The organism is Vibrio sp. C8 (assembly GCF_054051265.1).
This window is the reverse complement of record NZ_JBPAOE010000001.1, coordinates 1-14,778: the sequence shown is the minus strand read 5'-3', so window position 1 is coordinate 14,778 and position 14,778 is coordinate 1. Positions and strand designations below refer to the sequence as shown.

12 protein-coding genes and 1 tRNA gene are annotated in these 14,778 nt (G+C 44.5%); 7 read left to right on the top strand and 6 right to left on the bottom strand.

From position 1 onward, the window contains the following. Position 1: 1 nt before the first annotated feature. From hutU to hutC, 3 genes are all read right to left on the bottom strand, one after another. Complete coding sequence (gene hutU / locus ACRQQK_RS00065; RefSeq protein ID WP_457509211.1) at positions 2-1,699, bottom strand: urocanate hydratase; 1,698 nt, start codon at positions 1,697-1,699, stop codon at positions 2-4. A 166-nt stretch (positions 1,700-1,865) separates the two neighbouring features. Beyond that, a complete protein-coding gene (hutI, locus tag ACRQQK_RS00060) occupies positions 1,866-3,071 on the bottom strand; it encodes an imidazolonepropionase (RefSeq protein ID WP_457509209.1) in 1,206 nt (401 codons plus the stop codon). A 126-nt stretch (positions 3,072-3,197) separates the two neighbouring features. Then, on the bottom strand, positions 3,198-3,917 hold the full coding sequence (gene hutC / locus ACRQQK_RS00055) for a histidine utilization repressor (RefSeq protein WP_457509207.1): 720 nt from the start codon (positions 3,915-3,917) through the stop codon (positions 3,198-3,200). A gap of 229 nt (positions 3,918-4,146) precedes the next feature. Here hutC and yqfB point away from each other — a divergent pair, with 229 nt between their 5' ends. Then, positions 4,147-4,464 carry a N(4)-acetylcytidine aminohydrolase gene (yqfB, locus tag ACRQQK_RS00050; protein ID WP_457509205.1) on the top strand — a complete coding sequence of 106 codons (318 nt, stop codon included), beginning with the start codon at positions 4,147-4,149 and terminating at the stop codon, positions 4,462-4,464. Positions 4,465-4,541: 77 nt separating this feature from the next. Here yqfB and ACRQQK_RS00045 read toward each other — a convergent pair whose 3' ends face one another. Next, positions 4,542-4,862, bottom strand: coding sequence for an HI1450 family dsDNA-mimic protein (locus ACRQQK_RS00045; protein WP_042488411.1), 321 nt, complete (start codon positions 4,860-4,862; stop codon positions 4,542-4,544). Between the two features lies 1 nt (position 4,863). Beyond that, positions 4,864-5,430 carry an elongation factor P-like protein YeiP gene (gene yeiP, locus ACRQQK_RS00040; RefSeq protein WP_167413388.1) on the bottom strand — a complete coding sequence of 189 codons (567 nt, stop codon included), beginning with the start codon at positions 5,428-5,430 and terminating at the stop codon, positions 4,864-4,866. Between the two features lie 200 nt (positions 5,431-5,630). On the opposite strand from yeiP, the gene ACRQQK_RS00035 reads away from it, so the two are divergent. Both ACRQQK_RS00035 and ACRQQK_RS00030 read left to right on the top strand, forming a co-directional pair. Continuing rightward, on the top strand, positions 5,631-6,398 hold the full coding sequence (locus tag ACRQQK_RS00035) for a nucleotidyltransferase domain-containing protein (protein ID WP_457509202.1): 768 nt from the start codon (positions 5,631-5,633) through the stop codon (positions 6,396-6,398). Between the two features lie 100 nt (positions 6,399-6,498). Continuing rightward, the gene (locus ACRQQK_RS00030) at positions 6,499-8,586 is read left to right on the top strand and encodes an EAL domain-containing protein (protein WP_457509200.1); all 2,088 of its coding nucleotides are present in this window, start codon (positions 6,499-6,501) and stop codon (positions 8,584-8,586) included. Here the strand turns inward: ACRQQK_RS00030 and ACRQQK_RS00025 are convergent. Further along, entirely contained in the window at positions 8,583-10,946 is a 2,364-nt protein-coding gene (locus ACRQQK_RS00025; RefSeq protein ID WP_457509198.1) for a DNA polymerase II, read from the bottom strand. The two genes, ACRQQK_RS00030 and ACRQQK_RS00025, sit on opposite strands and share 4 nt — an antisense overlap. 395 nt (positions 10,947-11,341) lie before the next feature. Here ACRQQK_RS00025 and uvrY point away from each other — a divergent pair, with 395 nt between their 5' ends. The 4 genes from uvrY to ACRQQK_RS00005 all read left to right on the top strand — a co-directional run bounded on the left by uvrY (position 11,342) and on the right by ACRQQK_RS00005 (position 14,777). Further along, on the top strand, positions 11,342-11,986 hold the full coding sequence (gene uvrY / locus ACRQQK_RS00020; protein ID WP_042488427.1) for a UvrY/SirA/GacA family response regulator transcription factor: 645 nt from the start codon (positions 11,342-11,344) through the stop codon (positions 11,984-11,986). After that, entirely contained in the window at positions 11,986-13,818 is a 1,833-nt protein-coding gene (gene uvrC / locus ACRQQK_RS00015) for an excinuclease ABC subunit UvrC (protein ID WP_457509196.1), read from the top strand. The genes uvrY and uvrC overlap by 1 nt, the downstream gene beginning before the upstream one ends. Before the next feature lie 46 nt (positions 13,819-13,864). Next, complete coding sequence (pgsA, locus tag ACRQQK_RS00010; RefSeq protein ID WP_457509194.1) at positions 13,865-14,422, top strand: CDP-diacylglycerol--glycerol-3-phosphate 3-phosphatidyltransferase; 558 nt, start codon at positions 13,865-13,867, stop codon at positions 14,420-14,422. Between the two features lie 281 nt (positions 14,423-14,703). Then, positions 14,704-14,777 (top strand) — tRNA-Cys (locus ACRQQK_RS00005). Position 14,778 lies beyond the last annotated feature (1 nt).

Below are 14,778 nucleotides of genomic sequence, written 5' to 3'. Positions count from 1 at the left end.
CTTACTTCAGTTTAGCCAGCTCTTCATTGAGCATTGGTAGGTCAAGTTTTTGCTCTTTTGCACAGCGTTTTGCGATTTCGTAACCAGCATCTGCGTGACGCATGACGCCCGTTGCTGGATCGTTGTGAAGAACGCGAGCGATACGCTCAGAAGCGTCTTGAGTACCGTCACAACAAATCACCATACCAGAATGTTGAGAGAAGCCCATGCCTACGCCACCGCCGTGGTGCAAAGAAACCCACGTTGCACCGCCTGCCGTGTTAAGCAGTGCATTCAGTAGTGGCCAGTCAGAAACAGCATCTGAACCATCCATCATACCTTCAGTTTCACGGTTAGGGCTCGCTACTGAACCTGAGTCTAGATGGTCACGACCAATCACGATCGGGGCTTTAAGTTCGCCATTCTTAACCATTTCGTTAAATGCTTGACCTAGACGTTCACGATCTTTCAGACCAACCCAGCAGATACGTGCTGGTAGACCTTGGAAACTAATGCGTTCGCGAGCCATGTCTAGCCAGTTGTGTAGATGGGGGTTATCTGGGATCAGTTCTTTAACTTTTTGGTCTGTTTTGTAGATATCTTCTGGGTCACCAGACAGTGCTGCCCAACGGAATGGACCAATACCTTCACAGAATAGTGGACGGATATAAGCTGGAACGAAACCTGGGAAGTCGAATGCGTTTTCTACGCCTTCTTCCAACGCCATTTGACGGATGTTGTTGCCGTAATCCAGAGTTGCAGCGCCGCGAGCTTGTAGCTCAAGCATTGCACGTACTTGTACCGCCATTGATGCTTTTGCTGCTTTCACTACCTTCGCTTCGTCGCTGTTACGCATTTCAGCAGCGTATTCCATGCTCCAACCTTGTGGCAGGTAGCCGTTTAGCGGGTCGTGTGCAGAAGTTTGGTCTGTAACGACATCGGGCGTAATGTTGCGATCAACCAACTCTTGGAAAATATCCGCAGCGTTACCTAGTAGACCGACAGAAACTGGCTCATCAGATTCGTTGATGATTGCTAATGCTTCATCTAGGCTTGTTGCTTTCTTATCAACATAACGAGTACGTAGACGGTAATCGATACGTGATTCGTCACATTCTACAGCGATCATAGAGAAGCCTGCCATGGTAGCCGCTAGAGGCTGAGCACCACCCATACCGCCAAGACCACCAGTCAGAACCCAACGCCCTCTTGCTTCGCCGTTGAAGTGTTTCTTAGCGACCGAAACGAAAGTCTCGTATGTACCTTGAACGATACCTTGTGAACCGATGTAGATCCAAGAACCTGCGGTCATTTGTCCGTACATCATCAAACCTTCTTTATCCAGCTTGTTGAAGTGCTCCCAGTTTGCCCAGTGAGGAACAAGGTTTGAGTTTGCAATCAGTACACGTGGCGCATTCTTGTGCGTTGGGAATACACCCACAGGTTTACCTGATTGAACAACCAGAGTTTGGTCTTCTTCTAGACGCTCAAGAACTTCAACGATTTTATCGTAACATTCCCAGTTACGCGCAGCGCGACCGATACCACCATAAACCACAAGTGCATGTGGGTGTTCAGCAACATCTGGGTCTAAGTTGTTCATCAACATACGAAGCGGTGCTTCTGTTAACCAAGATTTTGCACGAAGCGTGGTTCCGTGTGGTGCACGAATAGTGCGGCTAGTATCAAGACGTGAACCTTGGTTTTGGTGCTGCGTCATGTGAGACTCCTTTTTCATCATTAATTGGTTTGGCCTATGTAGTGCCAAACATCATTTGGTTTAAGCTCGGTTTCCGTGGAGCTTGAGTAAATCGTTTCTCTGCGAAAGCAGAGATTTAACAGCGCAACGGTGAGGGTTTAGCCACTACGCTCAAATTTGTTTAGAGTTAGTCGTTGCAGATGGCGCCATCCACGATGCGAGCGTACAAACGCGGCACACCCACTTGGTAGCTGAGATCTGCTGGATGGTCGATGTTCCAGATGGCCACGTCAGCGTCGAAGCCAACAGAGATTTGACCTCGAGAATCGCCATAACCCAGAGCTTTTGCTGCATGGCAAGTCACACCACGCAAACTCTCTTCAGGTGTTAGTCCAAACAGAGTACAGCCCATATTCATCATCAGCGTTAAGTCTGCAAAGGGAGAGGTGCCCGGATTGATATCCGTAGCCAGAGCCATAGGAACCTTATGTTGGCGAAGCAGTTCAATCGGTGGCTTTTGCGTTTCGCGTAGGAAATAGAATGCGCCAGGAAGCAGCATTGCAACCGTACCCGACTGCGCCAGTGCCTCAACACCCTGTTCATCAAGATATTCAATATGGTCTGCGGATAAGCCGTTATAGCGAGCAGCCAACGCTGTGCCGCCGAGATTGGAAAGTTGCTCTGTGTGGCCTTTCACTTTTAAGTCATGCTCGATAGCGCCGCGGAATATTTTTTCGGTCTGCTCTAGGTTGAAGCCAATCGACTCGCAGAACACATCCACGCTGGTGGCGAGCTCTTGCTCTGCAACCAGAGGGATGATCTCTTGGCAGATATGCTCGATGTAATCGTCTGGGCGATCTTTATATTCAGGAGGGAGTGCGTGAGCCGCTAGTAACGTTGTTGTGATTTTTACTCGACGATGCTGCTCAAGTTCTTTTGCTGCTTTGAGCATCTTGATTTCATCTTCCAGTGTCAGACCATACCCAGATTTCACTTCAATGGATGTAACTCCGCTTTGTAGCAATCCGTCTAATCTTGGTAGTGCCGTTTCGACCAATTGGTCGATGGAGGCTTTGCGAGTAGCGTTGACTGTAGAAAGAATACCACCGCCTTGTGCTGCGATAGTTTGGTAAGGCACGCCTTGCAAACGCATTTCGAATTCATTTGCGCGATTACCTTCAAAGATAAGGTGGGTATGAGCATCAATAAGACCCGGAGTAACCAGTTTACCCGTGCAATCAACAACAAAACTATGTGTTGTATCGACACTTTGATCGGTAATGGCTTCAATACGTCCATTCTTTATGACGATCGTTCTCGGTTGACTAGGTCGGTAGCCTTCGTCTCCAGCTTCCATGCTGACAATGCGAGCGTTAATTAAAACAAGTTCCATAACATTCCTACTTCTTTAGACGATCGTTATCGAGTTGCAATTTTATTTGTATGTTTAAATGTATATACAATTAATAGTGCAATTAAAGGTTTTGATCAAGCGGAATGTTGTGAAAATGTGAGAATTTTATTTCTCGTTTAATAAAACCTTTGAAGTGAGTTTATATTTTGAACCCGGATGGTAGAGCAGTGCAGAGCTAACCAACTTGTCTTCACTCCATGTGCGACGGTTAAGAAGTAAACATGGCTCATTGCTGCTCAGTTCCAGAGCAGCTTTGATGTGGCTATCAGGAACGATAGCTTCAACGGTGTGCTCGATAGCGCTTAACGGGCAGTTGGCTGACAGGTATTGGTTAGGGGTGATTTGCGAAAAGTCTTGTTCGAGATAATTCGGCGCATAACGACTGTTTACCCAACGGATTTCAAGTTGCAATGGTGTATCATTCGCGTAATGCAGAATTTCACTGTAGAACACATTACTGCCGACCATAATGCCTAACTTTATCGCGACATTTTCATCAGCAACGATGGCACGTTGTTGTAAAACTTTACTGTGGTATTGCTTACCACGGCTTAACACTTCGTCAGCAATATTGCGAATATCTAGCAGTGGCGACTCTGCTTTCTCTTCAGGTACACAAACAAATGTACCTAAACGAGGGCGACGTTGCAGTTTGCCTTCAGACACCAAATCTCGGATCGCTTTATTCACCGTCATACGACTGACATTAAATTGCTCGGTCAGTTCAAGTTCAGTACTAATGCGATGACCAACAGGCCAATGACCAGAATTAATCTTGTCGAGAATATAGTGCTTGATCTGTGTATAAAGTGGTGATGAAGACATGCTGCGCTCAAAGTTTAATTGAATATACAAATACTTTACGACTTAAAAGAAAAATGCAATGGCAGATTTTCTCTTTATGCAATTGAAGTAAATAAATTTTTATTTATGTGATAGGGCACAAAGTATCATCTAATTGTATACTCCTTCAATTGTTTGTTTTTGTTCCCGTCCAGCTTAGCTTTGTGCTATCAAGCTGGATGAGTCACTCCTTTTGCGCTAGAGATAAGTTATGCAATTTCCTACAACAATGACATTTTTCGCCCGTTTTGAAGCCGATATTCTCTCAGGCAAAAAAGTGATTACTATTCGTGATGAAAGTGAAAAAGACTATCAACCCGGCTCAGTGGTTGATGTAAGCACATTGGAAGAGGGGCATTGGTTTTGCCGTTTAAAGATTAAGTCTGTGGAACCTGTACTGTTTTCTGACCTCAATGAATTTCACGCTGAGCAGGAGAACATGACTTTGCCTCAGTTAAAGCAAGTGATTAACGATATTTATCCAGGCATTGAATCGCTGTACGTGATCCAATATGAGCTTGTGGAATAATACGCTCACAGGTAAATAGATAAAAAAACGCCAACCCTAAGGTTGGCGTTTGACACTTGATGATACGGAGATTGCGATTAATCGCGTTTCCACATCATATGACAAGCTTTATGGTCTGGATCGAGACTGATGAGCATTCGAGCGAATACGTCATCCAGTTCATCATTGTCTTCATTGACGAGGCCAATACGGACTTCCGCGTAAGTTTCTTTATCAAATTCAAAACCTACTTGTTCCACCCAGTCGTCGCCAATTTCTACAACTTCTGCTGCACCGCGATCATCAAATTGAGCGGTGAACAGAATCACATCAACGGGTTCCAGATTGTCTGGAGCCATTTCTAAGAAAATGTCGTATGCAGCTTCGATTGCGTCGTCTAATGAGATCAATTCAGACATATTACGCTCGGCTCATGAACTTACGTTCAGTCGTGTTGATAACAACGCGCTCGCCACTAGCGATGTATTCTGGAACCTGAACAGTCAAACCAGTAGAGAAACGTGCTGGTTTAGAACGTGCTGAAGCTGAAGCTCCTTTGATTGAAGGATCAGTTTCTTCGATTACCATCTCAACAGAAGAAGGAAGTTCGATAGCAACAGGTTTGCCATCAACAAGTACTACTTGCATACCCTGAATTTCTTCAGTGATGAACAGTAGTTCGTCTTCGATGTCTGCTTTCTTGAAGTTGAATTGAGAGTAGTCTTCATTGTCCATGAAGATGTACTCGTCGCCATCAACGTAAGAGAATGAAATGTTACGCTTGTTCATGTCAACGGTATCTAGGAAGTCGTCTGACTTGTAACGCTCATCAACACGAGCACCAGTGTTTAGATCTGTACAACGTAGTTTATAGATCTTAGAACCACCACGGCCGCCCGGAGTTGTTACTTCAATATCTTTGATTAGTAGTGTTTTGCCATTTGATACAATCGCAAAACCTTTTTTAAGTTCACTTGCCTTTGGCATGGAGTCTTATCCTTCGTTTTTCGTTTCGGCGCATTATACATATAGCCATACCAGAAAAGGAATATCTGACTGCAACTTGAGATGAGAATAATGCATTAAATTTGTATTTCACGCTTCACAAAGCGTCTAAGCTATTGATTCACGCCCGTGCTTAAGGGAACATAAACAGCCTCTTCACTCTATGGAGCTAACACCCGTTCATGACGCTTATGGTTATTGACCCTAAACAGCCTTTTCAACCTGAGTTCCAACCCGCAGTTGACGACTTAGTTCGTTTCTTACGTGCGGGAGTGGGGGACGCATTGCACAGTATCTACTTGTACGGCAGTGTTGCGAGGAAAACAGCAGTGGCGGGTCAGTCAAATATGGACGTGGTGATTGTTACCAAACGACCTTTTGAAGATCGCAAAGTGACTCTGCTTAATACGATTCGCTGGCGATTCCAAAAGAGCTTCCCGTTTATAACCGATGTCAATATCAAGACGGCTCTGGTCGACGAGATAGCTACCTTAGACAGCATTTTTACTTGGGGCTTTATGCTCAGACACTGTTGTGTCTGTGTTTACGGCGACAACTTGGCAGAATGTTTTGGCGATTTTGAACCGAGTTGGGAAATCGCCAAGCACTGGAATATGGATATCTCGGATTGGGTACCAGCACTTCGCGCCAAAATAGTGAAAGCCAATACACCTCAAGAGCAGTTAAAAGCGCAAAAGCAGATGGCGAAAAAGCTGCTGAGAGCAAGCTACTCTCTTGTTATGTACAAAGATAAGAAATGGTTTGATGATCCTTTAGAGTGTGGGCAGAACTTCCTCCGTTACCATCCTGAAATGAAGTTAGAAGTCGACCGCTTAGGTTTGCTATTGAAAGACCGAATTATCCCCAAGCGCTCTGTGATTGGCTTGCTTGATAACTTTGGGTCTTGGTTGGTTCAGCAGTATCAAAAAACCGAATTTCGCATTGGTTAGTGATTCAATTAAAAATAAATTTCTCAATATAACGAACTAATTCGATAGTTAATTTTTTGCTGTGCTAACTTTAGATAGTAGGGGTTGGTGGAGCAGTTGTATGCCAGTTAGTCTCAGAGAAAAGCCAAGTTACATGTTCGGTCGTGTACTGAAATATGGGCATTCCTCTATGCATGCCATTCGACAGGGTATGATTTGGTTGATTCCTTGTTTGATGCTCTCTTCGTTGGCTCTTTTTGTCGCTTGTATCGCCGAGTTTTACATCGGGAGTCGACCGTCATGGGTACAAGCTTTCTATGATATAAATAGTGCTGTCGGTGATGTATTTCCCTATCTGATGACGGCAACGATTTCATATTTGCTCGCAATGCAATGGCGTATACCAAGACCACCAATGGCTTTGCTGAGTATCCTATATCTGGTGATTAGTGCTTCGTTGATAAAAACGAATAGTACGCTTGAGATGCTTTATATCGTAATGGCAATCGTGACGCCGTTATACGCTATCCCTTTGATCGCCTATCTGTTTTCTCTCAAAGCTTTGCATGTTACTTCATCGGAAAGCGCCGGCGCCATGGTGAAGGAGTCTCTAAATCTTGTGTTACCGGCGATCATTACCTTGGCGATGGTGATGTTGGTGAATTTTGTCATTCTTGAATCACTGTCGCTTTTTTCTTTGGATGAGCTGCTTACCTATGATTATGCCAATGATCCTTATACCTTCGGTTCTGTGTTTGCAGTATTGAATTCAACATTGTGGTTTTTTGGTATTCATGGTTATTACGCCTTACTACCCATGGTTGAGTTATTACAACAAGCCAGCGACTTAACTTATTCCACTGTTGCAGCAGGAGGCAGTGCGCCTTATGCAATGAACTTGTCGTTTATGGGCACTTTTGTATTTATTGGTGGAAGTGGATCGACTCTATCGTTAGTGCTCGCTTTACTATTGTTTTCTAAACAGAAAACACTGCGTCTTATCGCAATAGCAAGCATCCCCATCGGCTTAATCAACGTGAATGAGATTTTGCTGTTTGGGTTACCCATCATTTTTAACCCTCGTCTGTTTTTACCATTTTTATTAGCGCCGCTGGCTAATGTCGTCATTGGGTTAACGGCTGTTAATCTCGGTTTGGTGTCAATTCCTTCAGTATCTGTACCTTTTAACGCTCCAGTCATCGTCAATGCACTGATCGCCACTCATGGTGATTGGCACTCTGTAGCATTACAGGCTCTTAACCTTGCTGTGGGAATTTTGATTTATCTGCCTGCGGTAAAAGCGACCAATAAAGTGTTGGGAGAACGAGAGATTCGTATTGCCTCGCTTGACACCACCTATATGCGCCGTCAGGAAGAAGCGAAAACGTTAACGGATGATCCTATCGTCCTTGCGCAGCAAAAAGAGCACCATCAAGCGCGTGTGGAAAAACAAATCCAGAATATGAGCCAAAAAGAGTTTTGTTTGGAGTATCAACCTCAGGTTGCAAAACATAGTGGTGCAGTAGTCGGTTGTGAGGCGTTGGTAAGAGCTATGGATGATCAAGGGAATCTGTTACCGCCGAGCAGTTTTCTTCCTTGGTTAGAAAGCGCTGGGTTAATGAAAGATATGGATTTGTGGGTGTTTAAAAGAGTGGCAAAAGACATAGTGTATTGGAACCAATTGGGTGTTTATGTGCCTGTGAGCGTTAATATAACTCCCGATACATTAGTCGATGATGAATATTTGGGGAAAATTATCAGCGCTATTGGTGACGTTAGTAATCAGATACACGTTGAAATTACTGAAGAGACATTGCTGGTGGACGAATGGGCGTTGCAACGTTCGTTAGAACGTCTGCACGCTATGAAAGTGAAAATCTACATTGATGATTTTGGTACGGGTTACTCGTCGCTTAGCTATCTCAATCGCTTTGATATTGATGCGATCAAAATTGATCGCTCGTTTGTGCTAGCTTTGGACACGCATAAAGGGCGAAAGGTTTTTGCCAGCTTACAATCTGTTGCCACAGAGCTTGATTTAGCGGTTGTGGTTGAAGGGGTAGAAACGCAGCCGCAGTTAGATGCCATTGCCGAACACCCGAACTTATCCATTCAAGGCTGGTTGTTCAGTCGTTCTTTGAAGCTTGAGGATTTTATCAACTACGTACAAAACTCTCCTCCCAAAACACAAGCGCAGCAAGTCAGTTAGAAGAGCCCTAACTGCGGCAGACTAATGGCTTCAAACTGCAAACCGACAAAGGGTAAAATTGCATCCGCGACAGGTTTTAGCTGCTTATCAATGTAGTGCTGATAATCAATGCGGCTTTTTAGGTACTCTTTGGGTTCTGGACCGTTGAGTGTTATCAGATATTCTATTCTTCCTCGGTTTTGATACTGCAAGGGGCGTCCTAACTGTTCGTTGATTTCATCAGCTAGGCGGGCTGCGCGCACTTGAGGCGGTACGTTTTTCTGATACTCATGCAGCTTTCTGCGCAGACGCTTCTGATAGACCAGTTCATCATCACATTTACCCGCAAGGGTATCTTCAACGATTTGGCGAACATAGCTGTCAGGGTTTTCACCGTGGAAAATCATTGAGTACAAGGTGTGCTGAAAACGCTGAGCGAGTGGCGTCCAATCGGTTCTGGCACTTTCAAGTCCTTTGAATACCATTCGCTCTTGCTCACCCTCACCAATTAGGCCTGCATAGCGCTTTTTAGAGCCGGTTTCTGAGCCTCGGATCGTTGGCATTAAAAATTTGCGATAGTGAGTTTCGTATTCGATTTCTAATTTAGAGGTAAGCGCATAATTCTGCTTTAAATGCGATGTCCACCACTGGTTAATATGAGCGACCAGTTTTTTACCTATTTCGTCTGCATCAGCTTGGCTGTGTTCACGCCCAAGTGAGACAAAGGTTGAGTCGGTATCGCCATAGATCACTTGGTAACCTTGCTCTTCAACCAGAACCTTGGTCTGTTTCATGATTTCATGACCGCGCATGGTAATACTGGAAGCAAGGCGAGTATCGAAGAAACGGCAACCGGAAGACCCCAATACACCATAGAATGAGTTCATGATGATCTTAATAGCCTGAGAGAAGGCTTTGTCGTTGTTCTTCTTGGCAATATCTCTGGCCGCCCACAGGTTTTCAATCATTTGCGGCAGGAAATGCTTGCTACGGTGGAACTGACCACCGCGAAAACCCGGTACTGCTTGGCTTTCACTGCTGCCTATTTCCAGTTTTAAGCCTTCGATTAGGCCCAGAGGATCAATAAGAAATGAACGTATAATTGACGGGTATAGACTTTTAAAATCCAGTACCAATACTGAGTCATACAACCCCGGAATCGAGTCCATAACATAGCCGCCCGGACTTGCTAGCCAGTTTTCTGAATGTAAGTTTGGCGCGGCGTAGCCAGCACGATGCAGTTGTGGAAGATATAAATTGGTAAATGCAGCAACAGAACCGCCAATGCGATCCAATTCAACACCAGTCAGTTTTGAGCGTTCAATGGCGAAATCGAGTAGGTGAGTGTGCTGGAAAATCTTATTCACCAGTACGCAGTCTTGTAAGTTGTATTTTGCTAGTGAAGGCTTGTCGTGCCGATACATACGGTTAATTTCATCCATACGATCGTGAACGTTGTGAATGTCTTTACCTTCGCCAAGCAGCTCCTGAGAAACCGATTCTAGCGACCAAGAACGAAACTGATACGTGGCGGTTTTCAGCGTATCTATACCATCCAAAACCACACGTCCAGGTATGGTAATAAACCCTTGTTGAGTTTGACTCGCGCTGCGGAAAAAGCTCGGCTGATTGCCTCTGCCGAGCATCAGCTTCATGTTGTGCCACTCCGCTCGCTTGTGCAGCAGTCGAAAGTCAAAATCGATAACACTCCAGCCAACGATAACATCGGGGTCATATTGTTCAAACCAAGCACACAATGCTTGCAGCAACTCATATTCACTTGATACCCACTGAATATTGGTCTCTGCATCTTGCGGTTCGCCGATCATGATAACGCGGCTATCCATCGGGCTATCTAGACCAATAGAATAGAGAATGCCTTTCTCCGAACACTCTAAATCCAAAGAAACCACTTTCAGCTTTGGCGTGTAATCTCCCGCTTTACACTTGGCGTTAAGGACTCTCTGATAGTTTGGGTAGTGCGTGAAATCACCGGTAAAGGTAATGCCGCCTTGGATAAATCGTTCCATCAGAAAACGATCAGCCAGCTTGATATCCGACTCAAGAATTAGGATGTCTGCTTGTTCAAACAGTGTCTTTAAGGCATTAGCTTGTTGAATTGTGTCGCAATAGCAGGCCGCAAGCGGTTGTTGTTCAAACGACAACATTTCAAGATTACGAATGTTTGCCGAGAGTTTGTTTGCAGCAAGAAGTTGATTTGCCCGCTCTACAGACGTTTGCTCAAGAAAAAACACCGGCTTTTCATCTTTGATGATTAATTGAGTTGGCCCCGAGTCAGTCGCAAGCCAAAGCTCGATGTGAGTTTTACCTTTTATGTCTCGTGATTGCCTTGTAAGTAGAAAGCCTTGCTGAATAGTCAAATGGTCGTTCCGAGCGAGAGAGTGAGCTTGCGGTTTATCTTGGTGGGCATAATAGCAAAAAGTTAACCAAATAGCAGAATCGATGCGTCTTGCTTAAAACGTATGCGATAAGGTAACGATCTCTTGAACAGAACAAGAGCTCGCTCAAACTTCCTATAAAAGTCACTTTTAATGTAAGAATACCCTGATATGTTTGTCAGGTTGCTCAAAGAGTTGATATTTTTATAAATTCTCAATTTGTGGCAATGCCTATAAATAAGTGCTTGCTAAAGTTTGGGTTTGAGCACATATTCAGTGTGAGAAAAAATCCAATTTTAAGTTAGACTAGGCAGCCAAGCTGTTATCCACTACCTCGGTGGGTGCAGAGCCAAATAGATAAGTGTGGAGATACAAGAGTGATTAGTGTTTTCCTTGTAGATGATCACGAGCTGGTTCGCACAGGGATACGACGTATTATTGAAGACGTCCGTGGAATGAACATAGCAGGGGAAGCTGATAGCGGTGAAGAAGCGGTAAAATGGTGTCGTAACAACCATGCAGATGTCGTGTTAATGGATATGAACATGCCGGGCATTGGTGGGTTAGAAGCGACCAAGAAAATTTTACGCGTGAATCCAGACGTAAAAATCATCGTATTAACAGTACATACTGAAAACCCGTTCCCAACAAAAGTCATGCAGGCTGGGGCCGCGGGCTATTTAACAAAAGGTGCCGCTCCAGACGAAATGGTTAACGCTATTCGTGTTGTGAACAGTGGCCAACGTTATATCTCTCCAGAAATAGCGCAGCAAATGGCTTTAAGTCAATTTTCACCTGCTTCTGAAAACCCATTTGCCGATTTGTCTGAACGTGAACTTCAGATCATGATGATGATCACCAAAGGACAAAAAGTTACCGATATTTCTGAGCAGTTGAATCTGAGTCCTAAAACGGTCAACAGTTACCGCTATCGCTTGTTTGCCAAGCTGGATATCGGTGGTGATGTAGAGTTGACTCACTTAGCTATTCGACATGGAATGCTAGACACAGAGAAACTCTAGTGTCAGAAGTGTTCGACTCGGTCTCTTTTCTAAAGACAGTAACGGATCAGCCCGGCGTTTATCGTATGTATAACGCCGATGCTGATGTTATTTATGTCGGTAAAGCAAAAGACCTTAAAAAACGCCTTTCCAGTTATTTCCGTAAAAAAATCGACAGTGAAAAAACGCGTGCTCTGGTTAGTAACATTGCCAAGATTGACGTAACGGTTACTCATACCGAAACGGAAGCGTTGATCCTCGAACATAACTACATCAAGCAGTATTTGCCGAAATACAACGTACTACTGCGTGATGATAAGTCATACCCTTATATTTTTATCAGTGGACACAAACACCCGCGTTTATCACTGCATCGTGGTGCTAAAAAGCGCAAAGGTGAGTACTTCGGTCCTTATCCGGATGCGGGAGCAGTGCGTGAAACATTGCACCTGATTCAGAAAATTTTCCCAGTACGCCAGTGTGAAGATACGGTCTATAGCAACCGAACCCGTCCATGCTTGATGTATCAGATTGGTCGCTGTGCAGGCCCGTGCGTAAAAAGCATCATTTCCGATCAAGAGTATGCTGAGTTGGTGGATTATGTCCGTTACTTTCTGCAAGGGAAGGATAAACAGGTTCTGGAAATTCTTATCGAGAAGATGGAAAACGCCAGCCAACAGCTGCGGTTTGAGCAGGCGGCAAAATATCGCGATCAGATTCAGGCTATCCGCCGTGTTCAAGAACAGCAGTTTGTTTCTGAAGACAGTATGGATGATATGGATGTGCTTGGCTTTGCACAGGAAAATGGCATCGCCTGTATTCATATCTTAATGATTCGTCAGGGTAAAATTCTCGGTAGCCGCAGTCATTTCCCCAAAATTCCAAACAATACTTCTAAAGAGGAAGTGTTTGAGAGTTTTCTTAGTCAGTACTACTTGAATCACAATGAAGCGCGGACGATACCAACTCGAATCATCCTCAATGAAGGTCTGTTAGAAGATTCTGTTCCTTTGCGCGAGGCATTACAGCAAGTCGCAGGCAGAAAGATCACTTTCCATGTGAATCCTACTGGAACACGAGCTCGTTATTTGAAATTGTCGAATACCAATGCGTTAACGGCGATTACGACCAAGATTAACCATAAGATGACGATCAACCAGCGCTTTAAAGCGCTGCAAGAAGAACTCGACATGGATAACATCAGCCGTATGGAGTGTTTTGATATATCCCATACTATGGGTGAAAGTACCATTGCGTCTTGCGTTGTGTTTAACCATGAAGGCCCTCTTAAACAGGAATATCGCCGTTACAACATCACGGGCATTACTGGTGGTGATGACTATGCCGCGATGGGGCAGGTGTTAGAGCGTCGATATTCAAAACAGTTAGACGTTGAAAAAATTCCGGACATTATTTTTATCGATGGTGGTAAAGGTCAGCTTAATCGCGCCCATGAAGTGATTGCTAAGTGTTGGGAAGATTGGCCCAAACGCCCAAGGCTGATTGGTATTGCCAAAGGTGTTACCCGTAAACCGGGACTTGAGACCCTGATTACCATTGATGGTGATGAGTTCAATATGCCGAGTGATGCGCCTGCGCTGCATTTAATTCAGCATATTCGCGACGAAAGTCATAACCATGCTATCGCAGGACACAGAGCGAAACGAGGTAAAACTCGCCGCACCAGTGCGTTAGAAGGTATTGAAGGGGTAGGTCCAAAACGTCGCCAAGCTTTGCTCAAATATATGGGCGGGCTTCAAGAGTTGAAACGAGCGACTGTCGAAGAAATTGCCAAAGTGCCGGGAATCAGTAATTCTTTGGCAGAAAATATTTATCAGGCATTGAAACAATAACGAAAATGCAGCACCATTAAGCGGCAGTCGACAAGAGCCTTATAATATGCGTTTTAATATTCCCAACATTCTGTCTTTACTACGACTTTTTCTGATCCCAGTATTTGTTGTCGTGTTCTATCTTCCGTATCAATGGGCTCCTTTTGCTGCTGCAATGGTGTTCTGGGTAGCTGGTTTTACTGACTGGCTTGATGGGATGTTGGCACGTAAACTTGGTCAAACTTCGCGTTTCGGCGCATTTATTGATCCAGTGGCCGATAAAGTTCTAGTCGCGACAGCCTTAATCTTAATTACCGAGTACTACCACAGCATCTGGATTACCATTCCAGCAGTAACTATGATCGCCCGCGAAATTATTATTTCAGCGTTACGTGAATGGATGGCGGAAATAGGCAAGCGCGCAAGTGTCGCCGTTTCTTGGATTGGAAAAGTAAAAACCTTAACGCAAATGTTTGCGCTTTGGGTGCTTATTTGGCGCTACGATGACTGGATGGTTTGGTTAGGTTACGGTGCACTGTATGTTGCGACCTTCTTAACTTACTGGTCGATGGCCCAATATTTGATGGCTGCCAAAGACGATCTTCTCGACGAAGAAAACCACTAGACAGATAGAAACGGGCGTAAGCCCGTTTTTTTATTCTTGGCGTTTCAGCTTTCGTTGTATCAGGGGATGCAAACGGTAGTTTCGTGGTTGTCTATTTCAGTTATCTCATGGAAAACATAAGCTTTTTTGCTAACAAATTGACCAATTTGGTGCTTTTTGAACGCAAAATAGACAAACGATTTAAAATCAAAAAAATTGTGTTGACTCATTCCATCGAATCCGTAGAATGCATCCCGTACTCAAGAGGAACGCTAGATTAAAGCGAGTTTCTTGAAGTCGAAGGCGCGTTAGCAGAGTGGTTATGCACCGGATTGCAAATCCGTGTACATCGGTTCGATTCCGGTACGCGCCTCCAT